The sequence below is a fragment of the Streptomyces sp. NPDC048417 genome (assembly GCF_040651615.1).
Lineage (GTDB): Bacteria > Actinomycetota > Actinomycetes > Streptomycetales > Streptomycetaceae > Streptomyces.
In genome coordinates this window covers 151,803-170,259 of record NZ_JBEZKI010000008.1, presented here as the reverse complement: position 1 = coordinate 170,259, position 18,457 = coordinate 151,803, and the positions used below count along the sequence as shown (strand labels likewise).

Sequence of the window (18,457 nt, the reverse complement as noted above, 5' to 3'; positions counted from 1 at the left end):
GTCCTACAGCTCCACGATTGCGGCCCCGAAGGAGCGGCCCGCGATCAGTTCGGGCAACGCCTCCGGAGCGCGCTCGATTCCACGGATGGGGGTGTACGGGAACTGGATGTCGCCCGCCCGCAGCCAGTCCCCGAAGCGGGCCTCCCACTCCGCCTCGACATCCGGGTGGTCCATGCCGCTGTAGCCGGCGATCGTGATGCCCCTGTTCAGCAGCCGGTACGTGTCGAGCACAGTCGGCGCGCTCCCGCCCGCTCGGTCCGGGGACAGCTGACCGTCCAGCGCGCCCACCAGGGCGAACCGGGCGCCCCGGTTCGCCGCGTGGACGGCGGCGGTCAGCTGTTCGCCGCCCACGGTGTCCAGGACGATGTCGATGCCGTCCGGCGCTGCCTCAGCGAGTTGCTTGTCGATCGGTCCCGCTCCGCGCAACACGATGGCGTCATAGCCGAGTTCCCGCTCCAGCCGCCGAGCCTTGCCGGGTGAGCCGGTGCTGCCTACCACCCGGGCGGCACCCAGCAGCTGGGCGATCTGGCCCGCCAGGGTGCCCACAGCGCCGGCGGCGCCGGTCACGAACACGGTGTCGCCCTCCTTGACCTCGGCCAGCCGGGTCAGCGCTCCGTATGCCGCGGAGCCTTGGGCGAGGTGGGCCACCGGGTCGGGCAGGACGCCCTCCAGCGGCCTGCACTCGGCAGCGGCGGGCGTCGCATAGTCCCGCCAACCCTGAAGGTGCAGCACCAGCTGTCCCTTTTCCAGTGGCCCATCGACCACCTCGCCGATCGCGGGACCGAACAGGGTGTCTCCGGGGCGCAGCGGCGGCAGCGGGACATCCCGGGTCTCGCCTCCGATGAGGGTGCGCAGGCCCGGAAAGACCAGGAAGCGGGTGTTACGGACGAGTACCTGACCGGCTTCGGGCTTGGGAATGGGGGCCTGTGCCAGGGTGAAGTCGTCCGGGGTCGGCAATCCAGCGGGGCGGCGGACCAGGCGTACGAGGCGATGAGTCGCATTCATGGCCGGACGCTAAGTCCTGACCCGTGGGTCAGGGTCAAGGCTCAGCCCGAGCGTTGTCATGTGACCGAGCCGGGCCGGGCCGGCGCTCGTGATCTTCAGTCTGCCGCTCGGGCGCGCGGCCGGGACCGGGCGGCCGCCCTTCGTACGGTCCTCCAGGCTGCGGTAGCGGTGCTGATGGCAGTCCGGGAAGCCGACATTCTGAGGGGCGGGCCTGCCCACCGGGGAAGGTTTCCGCACATCGGCCGGACGACCCTCCTGCCGGCGTGCGTGCCGACATTCATGTGTCGCCAACTCGCCCTGGCGGCCCGTCACTTCGCACCATCCGACCGCCTCGCCCGGCAGGCGGGGGCGTACGACCCCGGCACCTGAAGCGGCCCCCCATCCACGAACGCGCAGGCTCACGCCTCGCCGGGTCGCGCGCGGCGCGCGTGCCAGGCCCGATTGCGGCGGGCGGGAGAGCAGTACACCGCCGAGACCAGGCGGTCGACCCCGACCGTCCACGCCACCCAGCACCGCGCACCCGAGGCCGTCACGCCCCCCATGGTCGTAAGAGCGTGTCCGTTTCGCGGGTTCACACCTGCGGCGGCCGGTCAACGGCGCCCGACTGTTCGCGTCAGGTCCTTGCGCTGACCTGCTTCGCCCCGAGAGCGGGGAAGTGCACTCCGGTCAGCTCTTCGGACAGGCTCCAGAGCCGGGCGGCGACGTCGGGGTCAGCGGCGGTCGCGGTGCGGCCCACCAAAGTAGGAGCGCCGTCACGTTTGCCTTTGCCGTGGGGACCGACATAGCTGGCGCCGGGGAGGTCCTGGGTGGCGGCGTACAGACCGGGCAGGGCTCCTGCCGCGGCATCCTGAGCGGAGAACCGGGCATAGAGCGACATGACCAACCGCAGCAGGGGGCTGCGCACCCGGCTCCACAGATTGGTGTTCGTCAGGCCCGGGTCGGCCGCAAGGGCACGGACGGGCGAGCCCGCCTGGGTCAGACGATGCTGGAGTTCCAGAGTGAACAGCAGGTTCGCCAGCTTGGACCGGCCATAGGACGGACGGCCCCACAGGTCGGGATCGTCGGTGTAGACGATCTCATCGGCCATGCGGTGGGCGCCGGAGGACACCGTGACGACGCGACCGGTGATGTGCGGCAGGAGCCTGTTGGTCAGAGCGAAGTGGCCCAGGTGGTTGGTGCCGAAGTGGATCTCGAAACCGTCCTTGGTGCGTCCCGGCCTGTCCACCGCGACACCCGCGTTGTTGACCAGCAGGTCCAGGGGACCGGACCAGGCGTCGGCGAACGCGCGAACCGAGGCGAGGTCGGCCAGATCCAGTCGGCGTACTTCGGTGCCGCCGGGCATCCGCGCCGCCGCGGCCTGGCCGCGGGCCGGGTCCCGGACGGCGAGGACCACGTGCGCGCCGGCCCGGGCCAGCGCGTCGGCGGTGACGAGGCCGAGGCCGCTGCTGGCGCCGGATCATCGAAGCGCAGGAGCGCGGAGACCTCGTCCACGACGATCCCCACGCCATCATGCTGTCCGCCGGCTCCGCCCTCCACGGACTCGCCGCCTTCGTGGCCAACGGCACCCTCGGGCCGGAGTCGGCCGCGGAGGCACTCGAGGCACTGGTCCGCCACCTGCTCCAGGGGCTCACCCCCCGCTGAGCCTGGCCGGGCGTGCCCCGGGGCTGCCCGACCGTCACTCCGACCCGGTGCGCACTGTGCGCATCTCGACGGACCGAACAGGCGGGCCCGGGCCGTGCCGGCACCGAACCCGCCTCTTGTGCAGGTGTCCTACTTGGACTGCCTCATGATCCAGTCCCGGATACCCGGAATGGTGTACGCGATGTGCCACGTGCCCATGTGCGCGCTGGTGCCGGAGCCGGAGGTGACCGTCGTGCCGGTGAGGAAGGAGACGTAGTTGACCGGTGCCTTCCGGGCCTTGAGGCTGCGGACGTCGGCGGCGAACTGGGCCGCGGCGGACCGGCCGTCCCATACCGCGGTGGCGACCTGGGTGCCCGCGTCCTCGATGGCCCCGGTGATGGCGTTCTCACCGGCGTAGGCCTTGTCGTCGTCCTGGGAGACGACGATCCACAGCATCTTGTCGGCCAGCGGCGCCACCTGTTCGGCGGGCCACTGGCCGGCGACGATGAACGCGGCAGCGAACAGGTCCGGGTACCTGACGTTCAGGCCCAGCGACATCATCGCGCCCATCGACTGGCCGGTTGTGTAGCGGCGGTTCTCGTCGATGGAGTACTGCTCGGTCACGGCTTGGACGAGGTTGGCCGTGGCGTCGAACAGGGTCGAGGGTTCGTAGTCGTCGTCGATGACAACGGAGCCGTACTCGGGGGCGAGAACGAAACTCTCGTGCTTCGCCTGGTCCTCGGCACTGGCCCAGCACACGGCCCCCAGGCCCTGGACCAGTGGACCCTCGGTGGCCACGTTGACGACGCTCGCGTCATGCATGAACAGCACGAGCGGATACCGCTTGCGGGGGTTGTAGTCCTTCGGGACGAAGAGGTTGTACCTGAGGGTCTGCCCGGTGGCGGGGTCCTCGAAGGTGAACTGCCTGAAGTCGTCCACGACGAGGTTCACGACGGCACTGGTCGTCACTGTCGTGCCGGTGGCCGCATAGCGGGCGCCGTGCGTGGTCCTGACCGTGTCCTTCTGGATCACCGAGGCCTTCGCCGCCACGATCGTGCCGCCCGGTGTGCTGTCGCCGACCTTCGGTCCGCCGGCCCCCGGGGCGCCGCCTGAGCCGCTCGAGTCGCTGGAACTGGGGCTGGGGCTGGGGGAGCCCGTCGACGTGCCGCCACCGCCCTGCTGGGTCACCCACAGCGCCGCCGAGTCGTCGTCGGGGGAGAGCTCGACGACGACGAACCGGCCGTCCCTGCCCCGCTCGGCCAACGCGGCCGCCTTGTTCGCGTAGACCTTGGTGACCGTCCGGCCGGTGACGGCGAACGTGGACGTGGAGAGGGCGGACCCGTCGATGTCGCGGTCGTACTCGACAGCCACGGCGATGAGTTTCTGACCGTCTCCGAACACCTTCGTGATCGCGGTCGCGCCGCGGACGTGGCCGGCCGAGGAAGCCGCTTCGTTCGGTTCGGCCGCCGCACCGAGAGCCGTTCCACCCACGACGGCCGCCGCACCGGCCGCCGCGGCTCCCGCTATGAACGTACGCCTTTCCACCAAAGCAGACTCCTCTTCCAGTGACGACTGATCGCCACAATTCATCGGCCCGTGCAGGCCGCCCGGACAACGTCCGCAACGCTAAGAAGTCCTGCTTGGAAAGAGCTGTGTGGTCTCAGCCACACAGCTGCGGCGCCTCTCGTTTTTCACAGGTTACGCAGATATCTCCTGGTCGTAAGGTCACTTCGTGGTGCGCAATCTCATCTTTCGCGATCCGGTCCGCACCCGCCGTAAACCGAATGGACAGCACCGCACAGGAAGCGGCCCCAAGCCGTGGGGCGACAGGCTGGCCGTTCCCCAGGGCTCGGGTCGTCAAGGCACCCGGCACTGTCAGAGACGGTGAATTCAACCTGTGAGTTCGCACTGCATTCCGTGTGACCGGAAGGCCCTGCGAAATCGAGCCGTCGATACTCGTCGTGAAAGCTGAGCTTGCGTCCTGCGAATTGCCGATTCCTGGAGGCGCTGTGATGCTTCCTCGGTGTTATGGCCCCGCTCCCGACGCACGTCGGGTCAGCTGACCGAAAGCGCCGGCAGCCGGCTACGGATCCGGCCTTTTCCTGTGGAGGACTGCGATGTCTGAGCGAAACGAGAACGAGTTGGACGAAGCGGGCTCCTCCGGGGACGTGAGCCGCCGCTCGTTCGTCGCGGCGACGACCCTCGCGGTGGCGGCCACGGCCGTCGTGGGCGGCGCGACGGCCGCCGGGGCCGTCACGAAGCAGGCGACCGGGCTGAAGGTGGGCGCCGGCAAGGCCGCGTTCACGCCCAGTGCCTCGATCCTGCCCCTGGACAACTTCACCTCGGTCCACGACGACCTGCACGCGCGCGTCCTGCTGGTCGAGTCCGGCACCCGCCGTGTCGCCCTGGTCGTGCTGGACCTCACCTCGATCAGTGCCGAGGCGATCGGACTGATGCGCACGGCCATCACCGCGGCCACCGGCATCGCGGCGGCGAACATCATGGTCACGGTCACGCACTGCTTCTCCGCACCGCACGTCGCGGACAGCGGCTCGTCGGCGGGCGCCGCGACGTACGTGCAGAACATCGTCAGCGCCACCAAGAGCGCGGTCGCCGACGCGGTCAGGAACCTTCAGGACGCCCAGGTCGGCTACGGCCACGGTGAGGCCGACGTCAACGTCAACCGCAACGTGCTCACCGCGGACGGCTACTGGCTGGGCGTCAACGAGCGGGGCAACTCCGACCACGGCGTGTACGTCGCGCGGTTCAACGATCTCGACGGCAACCCGATCGCCGTCCTGACCAACTACAACGTGCAGTCCTGTGTGATGCAGGACTCCGTCATGAGCGACGGCAACCTGCCGATCACCGCCGACCTGGCCGGCGCCGCCACCGCGCACGTGGAGAGCGAGTTCCCCGGCGCCATCGGTTTCTGGCTCGTCGGCGCCTGCGGTGACCAGTTCCCGGCCTACCGCTCGAAGCGGTACACGATCGACAGGAACAAGGCGTGGACCTACGGCGTCGACCTGCACGACGCCGGCTTCGCCCTGCTGACCGCACAGGGCGAGCGCCTGGGCAACGAGATCGTGCGGGTGTCCCAGGCCATCACCAGGTACGAGAGCGGCAAGAACGTCACGGTGCGGCTGCTCACCGACGAGGTCACCACCACCCAGATGGAGACCGACCATCCCACGGGCCCGGTGAAGACCACCACGTACACCCCCACCGACACCGTCGAGGTGCCGATCTGGGTCTTCCAGGTGGGCAACGGCCTGTTCGCCGGCGTGGAGCCGGAACTGTCCACCAGCACGGCGGACGCCATTCGCAAGGCGTCCCCGTTCGCCAGCACCTTCGTCATGTCGATGTTCGAGGGCGGCGCCAAGAACATGCCCGACCGCTGGAACTACGACAACTTCACCTACGAGGCACGCGACGGCTTCTACGTCGAGGGCACCGCCGAGAAGGTCGCCGCACGGATCGAACGCCTCGGCAAGTCCCTGAACTGAGAGGCGGAGTCGCCGGCGTCCCGCCTGGATGCCTGGATGCCTGGATGCCTCGATCGGCGTCGGTGCGCTGAGGGTGCGGGTCGTCGTGGGACGCGGCGGTGCCGGGCGATGAGACGGACGGAGTCCGTCTGTGCAGGTCACGAGGCCGATGGGGCGCTCCAGGGCCGGTGCCGGCTCTGGGAACGCCATGTCGCGAATATGTTCCGCACTCTTGACGGACATCTTCTGACTGCGTAGACATGGCTGCGCAGTCAGGTCGTCGGGGCAACCGACGCGGAGCGCCGCCATCGGGAGACATCATGACGCGATCAGCAGGACGGGCCGGCGTTTCCGGTGCGCCCCGGAGCGTGGATGTGGCCCAGCTGGCCGGCGTGTCGCAGAAGACGGTGTCGCGGGTCTTCAACGACGAGGCGTACGTCTCGGCAGAGGTGCGCAAGCGCGTTCTCGACGCGGCCGACGAACTCGGCTACCGGTTGAACCACGCGGCCCGGGCGCTGGCCTCCGGCCGGACTCGCTCCATCGGCGTGGTGACGCTCGGGACGGCACTGTACGGACCCGCGTCCCTTCTCATCGGCATCGAGCGGGCCGCCCGGGACACCGGGTACGCGCTTCGCGTGGTCAACACCCTGGAAGGCGATCCGGGGGGCGTCGGCGGAGCCATCGCCTCGCTCCTCGAACAGGGCGTGGACGGCATCGTCATCTCCGAGCCGATCGACGAGGAGGGGGACGGGGGAGCGGTCCCCGCCGACGTACGCGTACCGGTGCTGGTCCTGGGTGCGCCCGTGGCCACGACGGGCCCCGGCACCGTGGTCGCCGGCGTCGGCGCCGACCTGCTGGCACGGGCGGCCACCGAGCATCTCCTCGACCTCGGACACCGGACCGTCCACCACCTCGCGGGTCCGCAGCGGTGGTATGCCGCCCGCGACCGCCTACGGGGGTGGCGTGAGGCACTGGAGGCACGAGGCTGCGACGAGCCGTCGGTCGTCGAGGGCGACTGGTCCGCGGCATCGGGCTACGCGGCGGGCCGGGTACTCGCCGCGGACCCCGGCGTGACCGCGGTGTTCGCCGCCAACGACGACATGGCCATCGGCCTCGTGCGCGCACTGACGGAGGCCGGCCGCGCCGTGCCGGACGACGTCAGCGTCGTCGGATTCGACGACATCCCGGTGGCCGCGTTCGTGACCCCTCCGCTGACCACCGTGCGTCAGCCGTTCGACGCCGTGGCCCAGGAAGGGCTGAGACTTCTCGTACACGCCATCGAGAAGCCCGGAGCCGACCTGCCCCCGGCAAACGATCCGCCCGTCGAGCTCGTCCTTCGCGCGTCGACCGCGCCTGCTCCGTCCCGGACGCATCCGGGCGGAGCACCTGGCTCCGCCGTGCCTCCCCGCCCTGGTGCGAAGACCGCGCCGCAGAGTGGAGGTCTATCCGACCGTTCCTGATCAGCTTCGGCTCCGGTCGGCCCAGACCACGGACTCCGGGCCGGACTTGTCACACACGCGGCCGCCGCACGGGCCGCTGCCCGGTTCACCCCTCCCCGCCATGCCCGGCTCAGCCGCCCGCAGGGACTCGGGCACCACACGATCTCCTTCTCGACGGCGGCCCGCTGCACCGGCGCCTGCTCCGACTGCCCTCCCCCCGTGGTCCGCCATCCGTACCGCGAGCCGGGAGCAGCCGACGACGACGTGCCCTGCCACGAACCGACCCCGAAGTCCCGGTCGTCACCTCCTCGCGTTCCCTTGCCCGGCATGCCGCCGCAGGCATGCCCTCACCTTCGCCCAACCGGTGGGAGTTCACCATGCCCAGATCCTTCGTCACGTCGTCCTCCCCGAGCCGTCGCGGATTCCTCGCCGCCGTGGGGGCGGCGACCTTCAGCGTCGCGCTGTCCGCCTGCAGCGGTGGCAACGGCAGCGGGGGCAGCGGCGGCAGCTCCGCCAAGCCGCTCTCCCCGGCCGACATCGACAAGGCGATGAAGACACCGACCGAACTCACCTTCTGGACCTGGGTCCCGAACATCGACAAGGAGGTCGCCCTCTTCCAGAAGAAGTACCCGGCCATCAAGGTCAAGGTCGTCAACGCCGGTCAGGGCGTGGCGCATTACACCAAGCTGCGTACGGCGATCAAGGCCGGCAAGGGCGCCCCGGACCTGGCGCAGGTGGAGTACCAGGCGATCCCCACGTTCACCATCACGGACAGCCTGCTGGACCTGAGCCCCTACGGCGCCGCCGACCTGAAGAGCGAGTTCGTGGACTGGACCTGGGCGCAGGTCAGCGGTCCCGGCGGTGAGATCTGGGCGATCCCGCAGGACACCGGCCCGCTCGGCATGCTGTACCGGCAGGACATCTTCCACAAGCACGGCATCAGGCCGCCGACGACCTGGGACGAGTTCGCCGCCGCCGCGCGCAAGCTGCACCAGGCCGACCCGGATGTCTACCTGACCAACCTCGCGGCGAACGAGGCCGCCGCCTGGCACGGCCTGCTGTGGCAGGTGGGCGCCCACCCCTACGCCCTGTCCGGCAAGAGCGACATCACCATCGACGTGAACGACGCGATCTCCAAGAAGCTCGGCACTTACTGGGGCGGCCTCGCGAAGGAAGGCGTCATCAGCACCGACCCGGACTTCACCGACGCCTGGTACGCCGGGCTCAACAAGGGCAGGTACGCCACCTGGATCACCGCCGCGTGGGGCCCGGCGTTCCTCTCCGGTTCCGCCAAGGCCACGGCGGGCAAGTGGCGGGCCGCTCCGCTGCCCCAGTGGGACGCGTCGAGCCCCGCGTCCGGGAACTGGGGTGGCTCGACCAGCGCGGTCATCCGCTCGACCAAGAACCCCGTCGCCGCCGCGCAGTTCGCCCAGTTCCTCAACAGCGACCCCGCGAGCGCGAAGATGTTCGCGGCCGAGCAGTCGTTCTTCCCGGCGACCAAGGCCCTGCTCGCCGACTCGTCCTTCGTCGGCGCCACGCCGTCCTTCTACGGCGGCCAGAAGGTGAACCAGGTCTTCGCCGGCATCGGCGAGACGGTCAGCGACGACTTCCAGTGGCCGCCGTTCCTCGACCAGGCCGCCACCGACTGGACCGAGACCGTCGGGAAGTCCCTCGCCGACCAGACCGACAGCGGTGCCGCCCTGGACGCCTGGCAGCAGCGGCTCACCACCTACGCCAAGAACCAGGGCTTCACCGTCAAGTCCGCCTGACCACCGGCGGGTCCCGGCCCCGGCGCCCGCCGCCCGATCCCCGGGACCCGCGGCCGGTCCTCCCGACATCCAGAAAGGCCCGTTGATGACCGCCATGACCGCGGCCTCCACCGAGGACCCGCGCCGAGCAGGGCCGAAGCGCCGCCGGCTCGGTGGCCTGCGCCACGGTGCGGCAGGCCCGTTGTTCATCGCACCGTTCATGGTGCTGTTCGTGCTGCTGTTCCTGACCCCCCTCGGCTACGCCGCCTATCTCAGCCTGTTCCAGGAACGGCTCATCGGCGGGACGACGTTCGTCGGGCTGGACAACTACGTGACCGCCCTGAAGGACCCGCTCCTGAGGGGTGGTCTGCTGCGGGTCGCGGCGTCCTTCGCGATCCAGGTCCCGGTGATGCTGGTGCTGGCGCTGCTCTTCGCGCTCGCGCTGGACAGCGGCCTGCTGCGGCTCGCCAAGGTCATCCGGCTCGGCATCTTCGTCCCGTACGCGGTACCGAGCGTCGTCGCGACCCTCATGTGGGGCTACCTCTACGGCCCCGACTTCGGCCCTTTCGCACAACTGGGCCGCAGACTCGACGCGCCGGTCCCGCACTTCCTCAGCGACACCTGGATGCTGGGCAGCCTGGCGAACGTGGTGACCTGGGAGTTCGTCGGCTACAACATGATCATTCTCTATGCCGCGCTGCGGACCATCCCGGGTGAGCTGTACGAGGCGGCCGCCGTCGACGGCGCCGGCGCCTGGCGCATCGCCCGGTCGGTCAAACTGCCCGCGCTCCGGCCGGCGCTCCTGCTGACCCTGCTGTTCTCGGTGATCGGCAGTTTCCAGCTGTTCAACGAACCGAAACTGCTGCAGACCATCGCCCCCGACGTGATCGACAGCTCGTACACCGCGAACCTCTACGCCTACACCCTCGCCTTCACCGGGCAGCAGGTGAACTACGCGGCCGCGGTCTCCTTCCTCCTGGGCCTGGTCATCGTGGTCTTCTCCTACGCCGTGCTGATCACCGCGAACCGCAGGAGGACGTCGTGACGGTCGTCTCCCAGTCCTCGACCCGTACCCCCGCGACCTCGGCCAGGACCGCCTCCGGCGCCACCGCGTCCCGCCGGGCGTCCAAGGTCCCGCGCGGGCGCCGTTCCCAGGTCCGCCGCCGCAGCACCCCGCTGACGATCGTGATGCTCGCCGTACTCGCCTACTTCCTCCTGCCGCTGTTCTGGCTCGCCGTCGCCTCGACCAAGAGCACCCAGGACCTGTTCGACAGCTTCGGCCTGTGGTTCTCCCACAGCCCGCGACTGCTCGCGAACATCAGGCAGACCCTGACCTACGACGACGGCGTCTTCCTGCACTGGCTGCTCAACACGGTCCTGTACTCGGTCGGCAGCGCGCTCGGCGCCGCACTGCTGGCCACCGCGGCCGGGTACGGCTTCGCCAAGTACCGTTTCCGGGGCAACAGTTCCGCCTTCAACCTGGTCCTCGGCGCCATCATGATCCCGACCACGGCACTGGCGATCCCGACCTACCTGCTCTTCGCGAAGGTGGGGCTGGTCAACACCCCCTGGGCGATCGTCCTGCCCTCGCTCGTCAGCCCGTTCGGCCTCTACCTGATGCGTATCTACGCTCAGGACGCCGTACCCGACAGCCTTTTGGAAGCCGCCCGGATCGACGGCGCCGGGGAGCTGCGGATCTTCGTCCGGATCGCCCTGCGGCTGCTGGCACCGGGTCTGGTGACGGTCGTCCTCTTCACGCTCGTGGCGACCTGGAACAACTACTTCCTGCCGCTGATCATGCTCAACGACCCGAAGCTGTACCCCGTCACGGTCGGGCTCTCCTCCTGGGCGGCCCAGGCCCAGAACGGCGGGGCCGGCGCCAGCAGCGACATGCTCGCGCTCGTCGTGACCGGCTCGCTGATCTCGGTCATCCCCCTCGTGGTGGCCTTCCTGATGCTCCAGCGGTACTGGCAGAGCGGTCTGGCCGCCGGCGGTGTCAAGCAATAGGCGCCGGCCACCACACCCCGCTCCCGCTCCCTTCCCCTCTCCTGGAGGTTCCTTCATGGCGGTCCTGCCCGCCCGTGTCCTGTTCGGCGCTGCCTACTACCACGAGTACACGCCGGCCTACGGCGGCACGCGGCCCGACGAACAGCTCAAGACCGACCTCGACCTGATGGCCGACGCGCACTTCACCGTCATCCGCGTCGGAGAGTCGGTCTGGTCGACCTGGGAGCCGGAGAACGGACGGTTCGACCTCGACTGGCTGCAACCCGTGCTCGACGGCGCCCATGAACGCGGCATCTCCGTGATCCTCGGCACGCCGACCTACGCCGTGCCGCCATGGCTGGCCCGGCAGTACCCGGAGATCACCGGCGAGCGGCGCACGGGCGAGCGGATCGGCTGGGGCGCCCGCCAGGAGGTGGACATCACCCACCCGGCGTTCCGGTTCCACGCCGAGCGGGTCATCCGGAAGATCGCCGAACGGTACTTCGACCACCCTGCGGTCATCGGATGGCAGGTGGACAACGAACCGGGACTGCACCTGCTGCACAACCGGGGCGTGTTCGAGCGGTTCGTCGACCATCTGCGCCACAAGTACCGGGACGTCGAGACCCTCAACCGCGAGTGGGGCCTGGTCTACTGGTCGCACCGCCTGTCCACCTGGGCCGACCTGTGGACCCCGGACGGCAACGAGCAGCCCCAGTACGACGTCGCCTGGCGGGAGTTCCAGGCCCGCCAGGTCACCGAGTTCATCGGCTGGCAGGCCGACATCGTGCGCGAGTACGCCCGGCCGGAACAGTTCGTCACCACCTGCATCTCCTACACGCGAGGCGGCGTGGAGGACGACGAGTTGTCGGACCGCCTCGACATCGCCTCCGGCAACCCGTACTACGACATGCAGGACGGCCTGCTGCTCCCCGACCCCACGCCCGACGAGCACCAACAGATCTGGAGGACCACCGGAGTCTGGTCGATGTACCAGACCGCGGACTGGATGTTCTCCTCACGCCAGGAGCCGTTCCTGGTCACCGAGACCAACGCGAACTCCATCGGCTTCCCCTGGGACAACCGCCCCGGATTCGACGGCCAGTGGCGGCAGGCCGCCTGGGCCCATGTGGCGCGCGGCGCCCGGATGATCGAGTACTGGCAGTGGCAGACCCTGCGCTTCGGCGCCGAGACCTACTGGGGCGGCGTCCTCCCGCACAGCGGCCGCCCGGGCCGGACGTACGCCGAACTCGCCAGGCTGGGAGCGGAGTTCGAGAAGGCCGGCCCGCTCGTCGCGGGGCTGGAGCCGGACGCCGACATCACGATGGTCTACTCGACGCCGAGCAAGTGGCTGATGCAGAAGTACCCGCCCCTGGCGACCGCCGACGGCGACCCCGACCCTGCCTCCTACCACCGCCTCTTCGACCCGTTCTACCGGGGCGCCTTCGACGCCGGCCGTCAGGTCCGCATCGTCCACGTCCGGCAGCTCCACGACCCGGACGGCGACCGGGAGGGCATGGCACCCGCCGAAGCCGCCCGGCGTCACCCGGTCCTGGTGGTGCCCGCCCTGTACCTCGCCCACGACACCACCGTGGACTGGCTGGCCGCCTACGCCCACGCCGGTGGCCATCTCGTCCTCGGGCCGCGGACGGCCTACGCCGACCACGAGGCACGGGCCCGGCCGGAGCCGGCCCCCGGCACTCTCGCCGGCGCGGCGGGCGTGACGTACGACGAGTTCAGCAACCTGACCGCCGGGATCACGGTCACCCCCACCCCCGGCGGCCCGCTCCGCCTCCCCGCGGACGCGACGGCCACGCACTGGGCGGACGGCCTGATCGTCCACGACGCCGAGGTACTCGCCCGGTACGACCACCCCCACTTCGGCAGGTGGCCGGCGATCACCACCCGCCGTCACGGCGAGGGGCAGGTCACCTGCGTCGGCACCGCCCCGGGGCGCGGCCTCGCCCGGGCCCTCGCCGACTGGCTGGCACCCGCCGCGCGCAGCGGCTGGCAGAACCTTCCGGCGTCCGTCACCGCCACCACGGGCACGGCCCCGGACGGCCGCAGGGTTCACGTGATCCACAACTGGAGCCGGCAGCCCGAGCGGGTCGCGGCTCCCGTCGAGCTGACCGATGTTCTCGACGGCACTCCCGTCCCCGCGGGCACGGCGCTCGAACTGGGCGCCTGGGACGTGAAGGTGCTCGTCGCCGCGCATTCCGACGGAGCGAGGACCTAGGACGAAGCCCCGTCGGGGTCACCTCGAGGACCACACGAGCCTGTACGTGAGGAGCAACCGCCGCAGGGCAGCTCACCCTGCGGACGGCGACCACGGACGGCTCCCAGGACTGGGAACCGGTCCGGCAGACGCCCTTGATGCGAAAGGACGGTCAAACGGGCCCCGCCGTCGGGTACTTCCGATGAGCGGGGTCCCGACGCGTGCGGTCCGGACCTGACGCCGGCGGGGCTCGTCGCGGTGAGGCGTGCCCCGGCTCCGACACCGGCGCGCAGCCGATTCACAGGCGCACGATGACCAGGGCGGTGTCGTCGGTGGCGTCACCGGGTGGGAGCAGGTCGGTGAGTACGGCGTCGGCGAGAGCTTCGGGATCGTCCGCCTGGTGGCGGGCCAGGGAGCCGGCGAGCCGGGCGAGGCCGGCGTCGATGTCTTCGCCACGGCGTTCGATCAGACCGTCGGTGTAGAGCACGAGGACAGCGCCCTCACGGAAGGGCGCGACAGCCTGGGTCCGGGGGCCGTGTTGAGGGCGGGCGGCCAGGGGCGGGTCGGTTGCCCGGTCCAGGAAATCGACGGTCCCGTCCCGCTGCAGAAGCGCCGGCGGGAGGTGGCCGGCGCTGCTGTAGGTGATGGTGTCGTTCTCCCAGTCGATGAATGCCGTGGCCACGGTGGTGTTCTCGGCGCCGTCGATGGTGCGGGCGTACAGCCCGAGGACTTCCAGGGCACGGGCGGGGCCTTCGGGGACGAGGGAGGCGGCGGTGAGGGCGCTGCGCAGTTGTCCCATGACACCGGCCGCGGACAGGCCGTGACCGACGACGTCGCCGACGGCCACGGCGATGCGATCGCCGGGCAGGTCGACCAGGTCGTACCAGTCGCCGGCCACGTTGAGCGCTTCGGCGGCCGGCCGGTAGCGCACGGCCGTGGGGTGCCGGCCGTGCGGGCGAGGGGCGGGCAGCATGGCTTCCTGCAAGGCCAGCGCGACTTCACGGGCGCGGATGAGTTCGGTGACGTCCTCCAGTCGCTGCAGCAGCAGCGTCACCCGCCCGTCAGCTCCGAACACGGGAATGTTGGTCACGTTGACATACCGCTCGTGCCATACCCCGGGCTGGTCGGGGTCCTTCATGTCGTAGCGCTGCAGCGCCACGACGGTGCGCTCACCGGTGTCCGCGGCCCGGCGCAGTGACGCCAGAACTCTGAGCAGGAGAGGCTCGGCGGAGTCGTTTTCGGGGCGGTCGTCGGGAATGAAGCTACCGACCACTCGCTCGCGGGGTAGGCCCCGGAGGCGCAGGAACTCCGCGTTGGCGTCCGCGAGGATCAGCTGCGGAGTAACCAGCGCCGCCGCCCCGGGAAGAGCCTGGAACACCGCCGCGTAGTCGACGGCCGGTTCTGCCATGATCTCCTGCTTACCGAGCCGCTCTCTGGTTTCTCACGATACGAGCAGTTGGTCACGGCTCGCATCATGAGGGCGGCGGGACGGCCCCGCGCCCCGCACGGGCGCTTCAGCCTCCCGTCCCACCTCCAGTAGAGTCATTCTCGCTTACGGTATTGGCATTCTCTTTTCGTGCAAGTACTGTGCTCGGCGATGGATGACTTCGCCCGGACCTCGTCCGGCATCCCGCTGAAGCCGGTCTACGGACCGGCGGACCGGGCTGCCGAGCCGCCCGAACCGGGCACGTTCCCGTTCACGCGAGGCAACTACGCCTCCGGGTACCGGGGGCGGCTGTGGACGCTCCGGCAGTACTCGGGGTTCGGCACCGCCGAGGAGTCGAACCGCCGTTACCGCTACCTGCTGGAACAGGGCGGAACGGGCCTCTCGGTAGCGCTCGACCTCCCCACCCAGTGCGGCTACGACTCCGACGACGCGGAGGTGAGCGACGAGGTTGGCCGGGTCGGGGTCGCCGTGGACAGCCGACGCCGAGGTGCTCTTCGAGGGCATCCCGCTGGACCGCACCAGTACCAGCTTTACTCGCCTGTGATCCCGGTGGCGCAGAAGTCCCAGATCTCCTCCGCGGTCAGCGGATGGGCCGCGTCCTGGCCGCTGGACTGGGCGTTGAACATGACGGTCTGCATGGTCAGTGCCGCCACCCGCTTGGCCTTGAAGCCCGGGCGGAGCACGTTCGCTTCCTCCAGACTCTCCATCAGCTCGGTGAAGAGCGCGAGCAGCGGCGCGTTCGCGACCCGCATCTCGGCCGGGTGCGAGACCAGCAGACGCAACGCGAAGTCGGTGAACAGGGGGCGCTGCTTGCCGGTCGGGTCGGGGCGCGAGCTCTCGAACAGCTCCTGGACGACCACCCTGAGCCGGTCCAGCGGATCGGACTGCTCGGCGGCGACGGCCCGCAACTGGTCGGCGGACTTGCCCATCGCGTCCTCGAACAGCGCGAGCAGCAGCTCGTGCTTGCCGTCGAAGTGCTGGTAGAAGCTCCGCAGTGACTGCTTGGAGCGGTCGACGACCTCCTGCACGGTGAAGTCGGTCGTGCCCTTCTCCGCCATGATCGCCTGGGCCGCGTCGAGGAACCGCTCCACCCTCTGCTCCGCCCGGCGTTTCGCCGCCTGGGTGGAACGCTCGACCGCGCGCTGCTTCCAGGCCGGTCCCTCGGTCGAGGTGCTGCTCACGGGCCGATCCGCCTTCTGTGCCATGGGGAGAACATTACTGAACCACACCGGCAAGGAACCTATATCCAGTATGGACATCACCACAGGTCTGGAGGAGACTACTGATTTCCGATATCGAGAATGAGATTCTCCTCTTCGTGTTCGGAGGCGCCGATGCTGTTCGAGTTCGACGCCGAGCAACGGCTGTGGCAGGACACCGTGCACGAGGTCCTCCTCGAGGACTACCCGCCGGCGCTGGTGCGGTCCGTCGTGGACGACGGCGCCGATCCGGACCCGCTGTGGCGCGGCTACGCGAACCTCGGCTGGACCGAGCTGACCGACCCGGCGGACGCGATGGAGCTGGCGATCGTCCTGGAGGAGCTGGGCCGGGTCGCCGACCCCACGCCCTACCTGGCGACCCTGACCCAGTTCGCCCCGCTCGCCCCGGGGTTCGCCGATCCGGGCCGGTCCGGTACGGCCGTCCACGAGGGCGTCACGGCGCACCCCGACGGCGGTGGCTGGGTGCTGGAGGGCACCGCCCGTCACGTACTCGACGGCGACCGCGCCGACCGCCTCGCCGTCGTCACCGAGGCCGGCGTCTTCGTCGTACCCGCCGTCGAGGTGAGGGCCGTACGCACCCCGGTCCTCGACCCCGTACTGCACCTCGCCGACGTCACCTTCGCGCAGGTCCGGGTCGGCGAGGGCGAGCAGAGCGGGGCGGATCCGGCGAACGCCCGTCATGTCGCGCTCATCGGCATGGCCATGACCACGGTCGGCGCCTGCCGTCGCGCGCTCGACCTGGTGCTCGACCACGTCCGCACCCGCCGTCAGTTCGACGCGCCCATCGGCTCCTTCCAGGCCGTCCAGCACAAGGCGGCCGACATGCATGTGGCGATCGAACGGGCCCGCGCCCTCGCCTACTTCGCCGCCCTCACCATCGCCGAGGACGATCCTCGGCGCGGCTTGGCCGCCTCGATGGCCAAGGCCGCGGCGGGGGAGTGCCAGGCGCTGGTGTTCCGCAACGCCGTGCAGTTGTTCGGGGCGATGGGGCACACCTGGGAGAACGACCTGCAGTTTGCGATCAAGCGGGCCAAGGCGGGTGAGCTGATGCTCGTGCGGGGCCGCCGAGCACCGGGCGCTCATCGCCGACCTGTGGGTTGCCGAGGCGGTGTCATGAGGCTGTCCTTCGATGCCGAGGCCGAGGCCCTCCGTGCCGAGTTCGTCGCGTTCCTGGAGGCCTACCTGCCGCCCGAGGCGGAGGCCGCCGAACGCTCCCGTTCCACCGCGCACCTGCCCGAGTGGGCCCGACGCTGGCAGCGCCTCCAGTTCGACGAGGGCTGGCTGCTGCCGGGCAACCCGCCGGAGTACGGCGGCCGTAGCGCCACCGTCGTCCAGCAGTACGTGCACCGCGAGGAACTGTCCCGGCGCCGTATCTGCCACAGCTTCAACCCGCAGGGCGTCGGCATCATCGCCGCCTCGCTGCTGTCCTTCGGCACCGAGGAGCAGAAGCACCGGTGGGCCGTGCCCATCCTGCGCGCCGAGCTCACCGCCGCCCTCGGCATGAGCGAGCCCGGCGCCGGCTCCGACCTCGCCTCGCTGCGCACCCGCGCCGTACTCGACGGCGACCACTTCACCGTCAACGGCCAGAAGGTCTGGACGTCCGGCGCCCACGACGCCGACGTGCTCCTCGCCTTCGTCCGCACCGACCCGGACGCCCCCAAGCACAAGGGCATCAGCGTCCTGCTCGTCCCCACCGACACCCCCGGCGTGACCCGCCGCCCCTTCGCCTCCTACACCGGCCCCGACGACAAGGACTTCAACGAGGTCTTCTTCGAGGACGTCCGGGTCCCCGCCGAGAACCTCGTCGGCCCCCTCCACCAGGGCTGGCGGGTCGCGAACGGTTCCCTCGGGCACGAGCGCACCCTGATGTGGCTGGGCGAGGCCGAGCGACTGGAGGCCGCCGCACGCGAGTTCCGGCCCACCGACGCCTTGGAGAAGGACTGGTACGCCACGCTCGTCATGGACCTCCAGGCGCTACGACTGCTCGGCTCGGCCGCCCTCGCCCGGGCCGCCCGCGGCGAGCAGGACGTGCCGACGCTGTCCGTGCTGAAGGTGTTCGGGTCGGAGGCCGCACAGCACGCCCTGGAGCACATCCTGGAGGCGTCCGGCCCGGACGGCCTGGTGCATCCGGCGCGGACGGCGCCGTACTTCCACATGAGCTTCGACGACGACTCCGCCAGCTGGTTCAACCGCTTCGCCCGCAGCTACGGCGGCACCATCGCCGGCGGCACGTCCGAGATCCAGCGCACGATCATCGCCGAGCGGGTGCTCGGTCTGCCCCGACGCTGAGGA

Annotated in this window: 12 protein-coding genes and 2 pseudogenes; 9 read left to right on the top strand and 5 right to left on the bottom strand. The window is 70.2% G+C overall.

Going from position 1 to position 18,457, the window contains the following annotated elements:
* Positions 1-3: 3 nt before the first annotated feature.
* Both AB0D59_RS14805 and AB0D59_RS14800 read right to left on the bottom strand, forming a co-directional pair.
* On the bottom strand, positions 4-1,005 hold the full coding sequence (locus tag AB0D59_RS14805) for an NADP-dependent oxidoreductase (protein ID WP_362564826.1): 1,002 nt from the start codon (positions 1,003-1,005) through the stop codon (positions 4-6).
* A gap of 613 nt (positions 1,006-1,618) precedes the next feature.
* Positions 1,619-2,461 (bottom strand): annotated as a pseudogene (locus AB0D59_RS14800) (SDR family NAD(P)-dependent oxidoreductase); the annotation flags it as partial.
* 53 nt (positions 2,462-2,514) lie between these two features.
* Here AB0D59_RS14800 and AB0D59_RS14795 point away from each other — a divergent pair.
* A complete protein-coding gene (locus AB0D59_RS14795) occupies positions 2,515-2,646 on the top strand; it encodes a hypothetical protein (protein WP_362564825.1) in 132 nt (43 codons plus the stop codon).
* A gap of 129 nt (positions 2,647-2,775) precedes the next feature.
* Here AB0D59_RS14795 and AB0D59_RS14790 read toward each other — a convergent pair whose 3' ends face one another.
* Positions 2,776-4,170, bottom strand: coding sequence for an alpha/beta hydrolase-fold protein (locus AB0D59_RS14790; protein WP_362564823.1), 1,395 nt, complete (start codon positions 4,168-4,170; stop codon positions 2,776-2,778).
* Between the two features lie 572 nt (positions 4,171-4,742).
* Here AB0D59_RS14790 and AB0D59_RS14785 point away from each other — a divergent pair.
* From AB0D59_RS14785 to AB0D59_RS14760, 6 genes are all read left to right on the top strand, one after another.
* A complete protein-coding gene (locus AB0D59_RS14785) occupies positions 4,743-6,131 on the top strand; it encodes a hypothetical protein (protein WP_362564822.1) in 1,389 nt (462 codons plus the stop codon).
* A 299-nt stretch (positions 6,132-6,430) separates the two neighbouring features.
* On the top strand, positions 6,431-7,570 hold the full coding sequence (locus AB0D59_RS14780; RefSeq protein WP_362564821.1) for a LacI family DNA-binding transcriptional regulator: 1,140 nt from the start codon (positions 6,431-6,433) through the stop codon (positions 7,568-7,570).
* Between the two features lie 356 nt (positions 7,571-7,926).
* The gene (locus AB0D59_RS14775) at positions 7,927-9,318 is read left to right on the top strand and encodes an extracellular solute-binding protein (protein WP_362564819.1); all 1,392 of its coding nucleotides are present in this window, start codon (positions 7,927-7,929) and stop codon (positions 9,316-9,318) included.
* Between the two features lie 85 nt (positions 9,319-9,403).
* On the top strand, positions 9,404-10,342 hold the full coding sequence (locus AB0D59_RS14770; RefSeq protein WP_362564817.1) for a sugar ABC transporter permease: 939 nt from the start codon (positions 9,404-9,406) through the stop codon (positions 10,340-10,342).
* Positions 10,339-11,304 carry a carbohydrate ABC transporter permease gene (locus AB0D59_RS14765; RefSeq protein WP_362564815.1) on the top strand — a complete coding sequence of 322 codons (966 nt, stop codon included), beginning with the start codon at positions 10,339-10,341 and terminating at the stop codon, positions 11,302-11,304. The genes AB0D59_RS14770 and AB0D59_RS14765 overlap by 4 nt, the downstream gene beginning before the upstream one ends.
* 55 nt (positions 11,305-11,359) lie before the next feature.
* On the top strand, positions 11,360-13,519 hold the full coding sequence (locus tag AB0D59_RS14760; RefSeq protein WP_362564813.1) for a beta-galactosidase: 2,160 nt from the start codon (positions 11,360-11,362) through the stop codon (positions 13,517-13,519).
* A 277-nt stretch (positions 13,520-13,796) separates the two neighbouring features.
* Here AB0D59_RS14760 and AB0D59_RS14755 read toward each other — a convergent pair whose 3' ends face one another.
* Positions 13,797-14,906 (bottom strand): SpoIIE family protein phosphatase, encoded by a 1,110-nt coding sequence (locus AB0D59_RS14755; protein WP_362564811.1) that lies wholly within the window; start codon positions 14,904-14,906, stop codon positions 13,797-13,799.
* 189 nt (positions 14,907-15,095) lie between these two features.
* On the opposite strand from AB0D59_RS14755, the pseudogene AB0D59_RS14750 reads away from it, so the two are divergent.
* Positions 15,096-15,480, top strand: a pseudogene (locus AB0D59_RS14750) (methylmalonyl-CoA mutase family protein); the annotation flags it as partial.
* On the opposite strand, the gene AB0D59_RS14745 reads toward AB0D59_RS14750, so the two are convergent.
* Positions 15,476-16,126 (bottom strand): TetR/AcrR family transcriptional regulator, encoded by a 651-nt coding sequence (locus AB0D59_RS14745; RefSeq protein ID WP_362564809.1) that lies wholly within the window; start codon positions 16,124-16,126, stop codon positions 15,476-15,478. The pseudogene AB0D59_RS14750 and the gene AB0D59_RS14745 overlap by 5 nt on opposite strands.
* 153 nt (positions 16,127-16,279) lie before the next feature.
* Between AB0D59_RS14745 and AB0D59_RS14740 the strand changes: the two genes are divergently transcribed.
* Entirely contained in the window at positions 16,280-18,454 is a 2,175-nt protein-coding gene (locus tag AB0D59_RS14740; protein ID WP_362564807.1) for an acyl-CoA dehydrogenase family protein, read from the top strand.
* Positions 18,455-18,457 lie beyond the last annotated feature (3 nt).

Excerpts from the sequence above, each read along its gene's own strand:
- AB0D59_RS14805 (WP_362564826.1), bottom strand. The coding sequence starts at position 1,005 with ATGAATGCGACTCATCGCCTCGTACGCCTGGTCCGCCGCCCCGCTGGA.
- AB0D59_RS14795 (WP_362564825.1), top strand. The coding sequence starts at position 2,515 with ATGCTGTCCGCCGGCTCCGCCCTCCACGGACTCGCCGCCTTCGTGGCC.
- AB0D59_RS14785 (WP_362564822.1), top strand. The coding sequence starts at position 4,743 with ATGTCTGAGCGAAACGAGAACGAGTTGGACGAAGCGGGCTCCTCCGGG.
- AB0D59_RS14780 (WP_362564821.1), top strand. The coding sequence starts at position 6,431 with ATGACGCGATCAGCAGGACGGGCCGGCGTTTCCGGTGCGCCCCGGAGC.
- AB0D59_RS14775 (WP_362564819.1), top strand. The coding sequence starts at position 7,927 with ATGCCCAGATCCTTCGTCACGTCGTCCTCCCCGAGCCGTCGCGGATTC.
- AB0D59_RS14770 (WP_362564817.1), top strand. The coding sequence starts at position 9,404 with ATGACCGCCATGACCGCGGCCTCCACCGAGGACCCGCGCCGAGCAGGG.
- AB0D59_RS14760 (WP_362564813.1), top strand. The coding sequence starts at position 11,360 with ATGGCGGTCCTGCCCGCCCGTGTCCTGTTCGGCGCTGCCTACTACCAC.
- AB0D59_RS14755 (WP_362564811.1), bottom strand. The coding sequence starts at position 14,906 with ATGGCAGAACCGGCCGTCGACTACGCGGCGGTGTTCCAGGCTCTTCCC.
- AB0D59_RS14740 (WP_362564807.1), top strand. The coding sequence starts at position 16,280 with ATGCTGTTCGAGTTCGACGCCGAGCAACGGCTGTGGCAGGACACCGTG.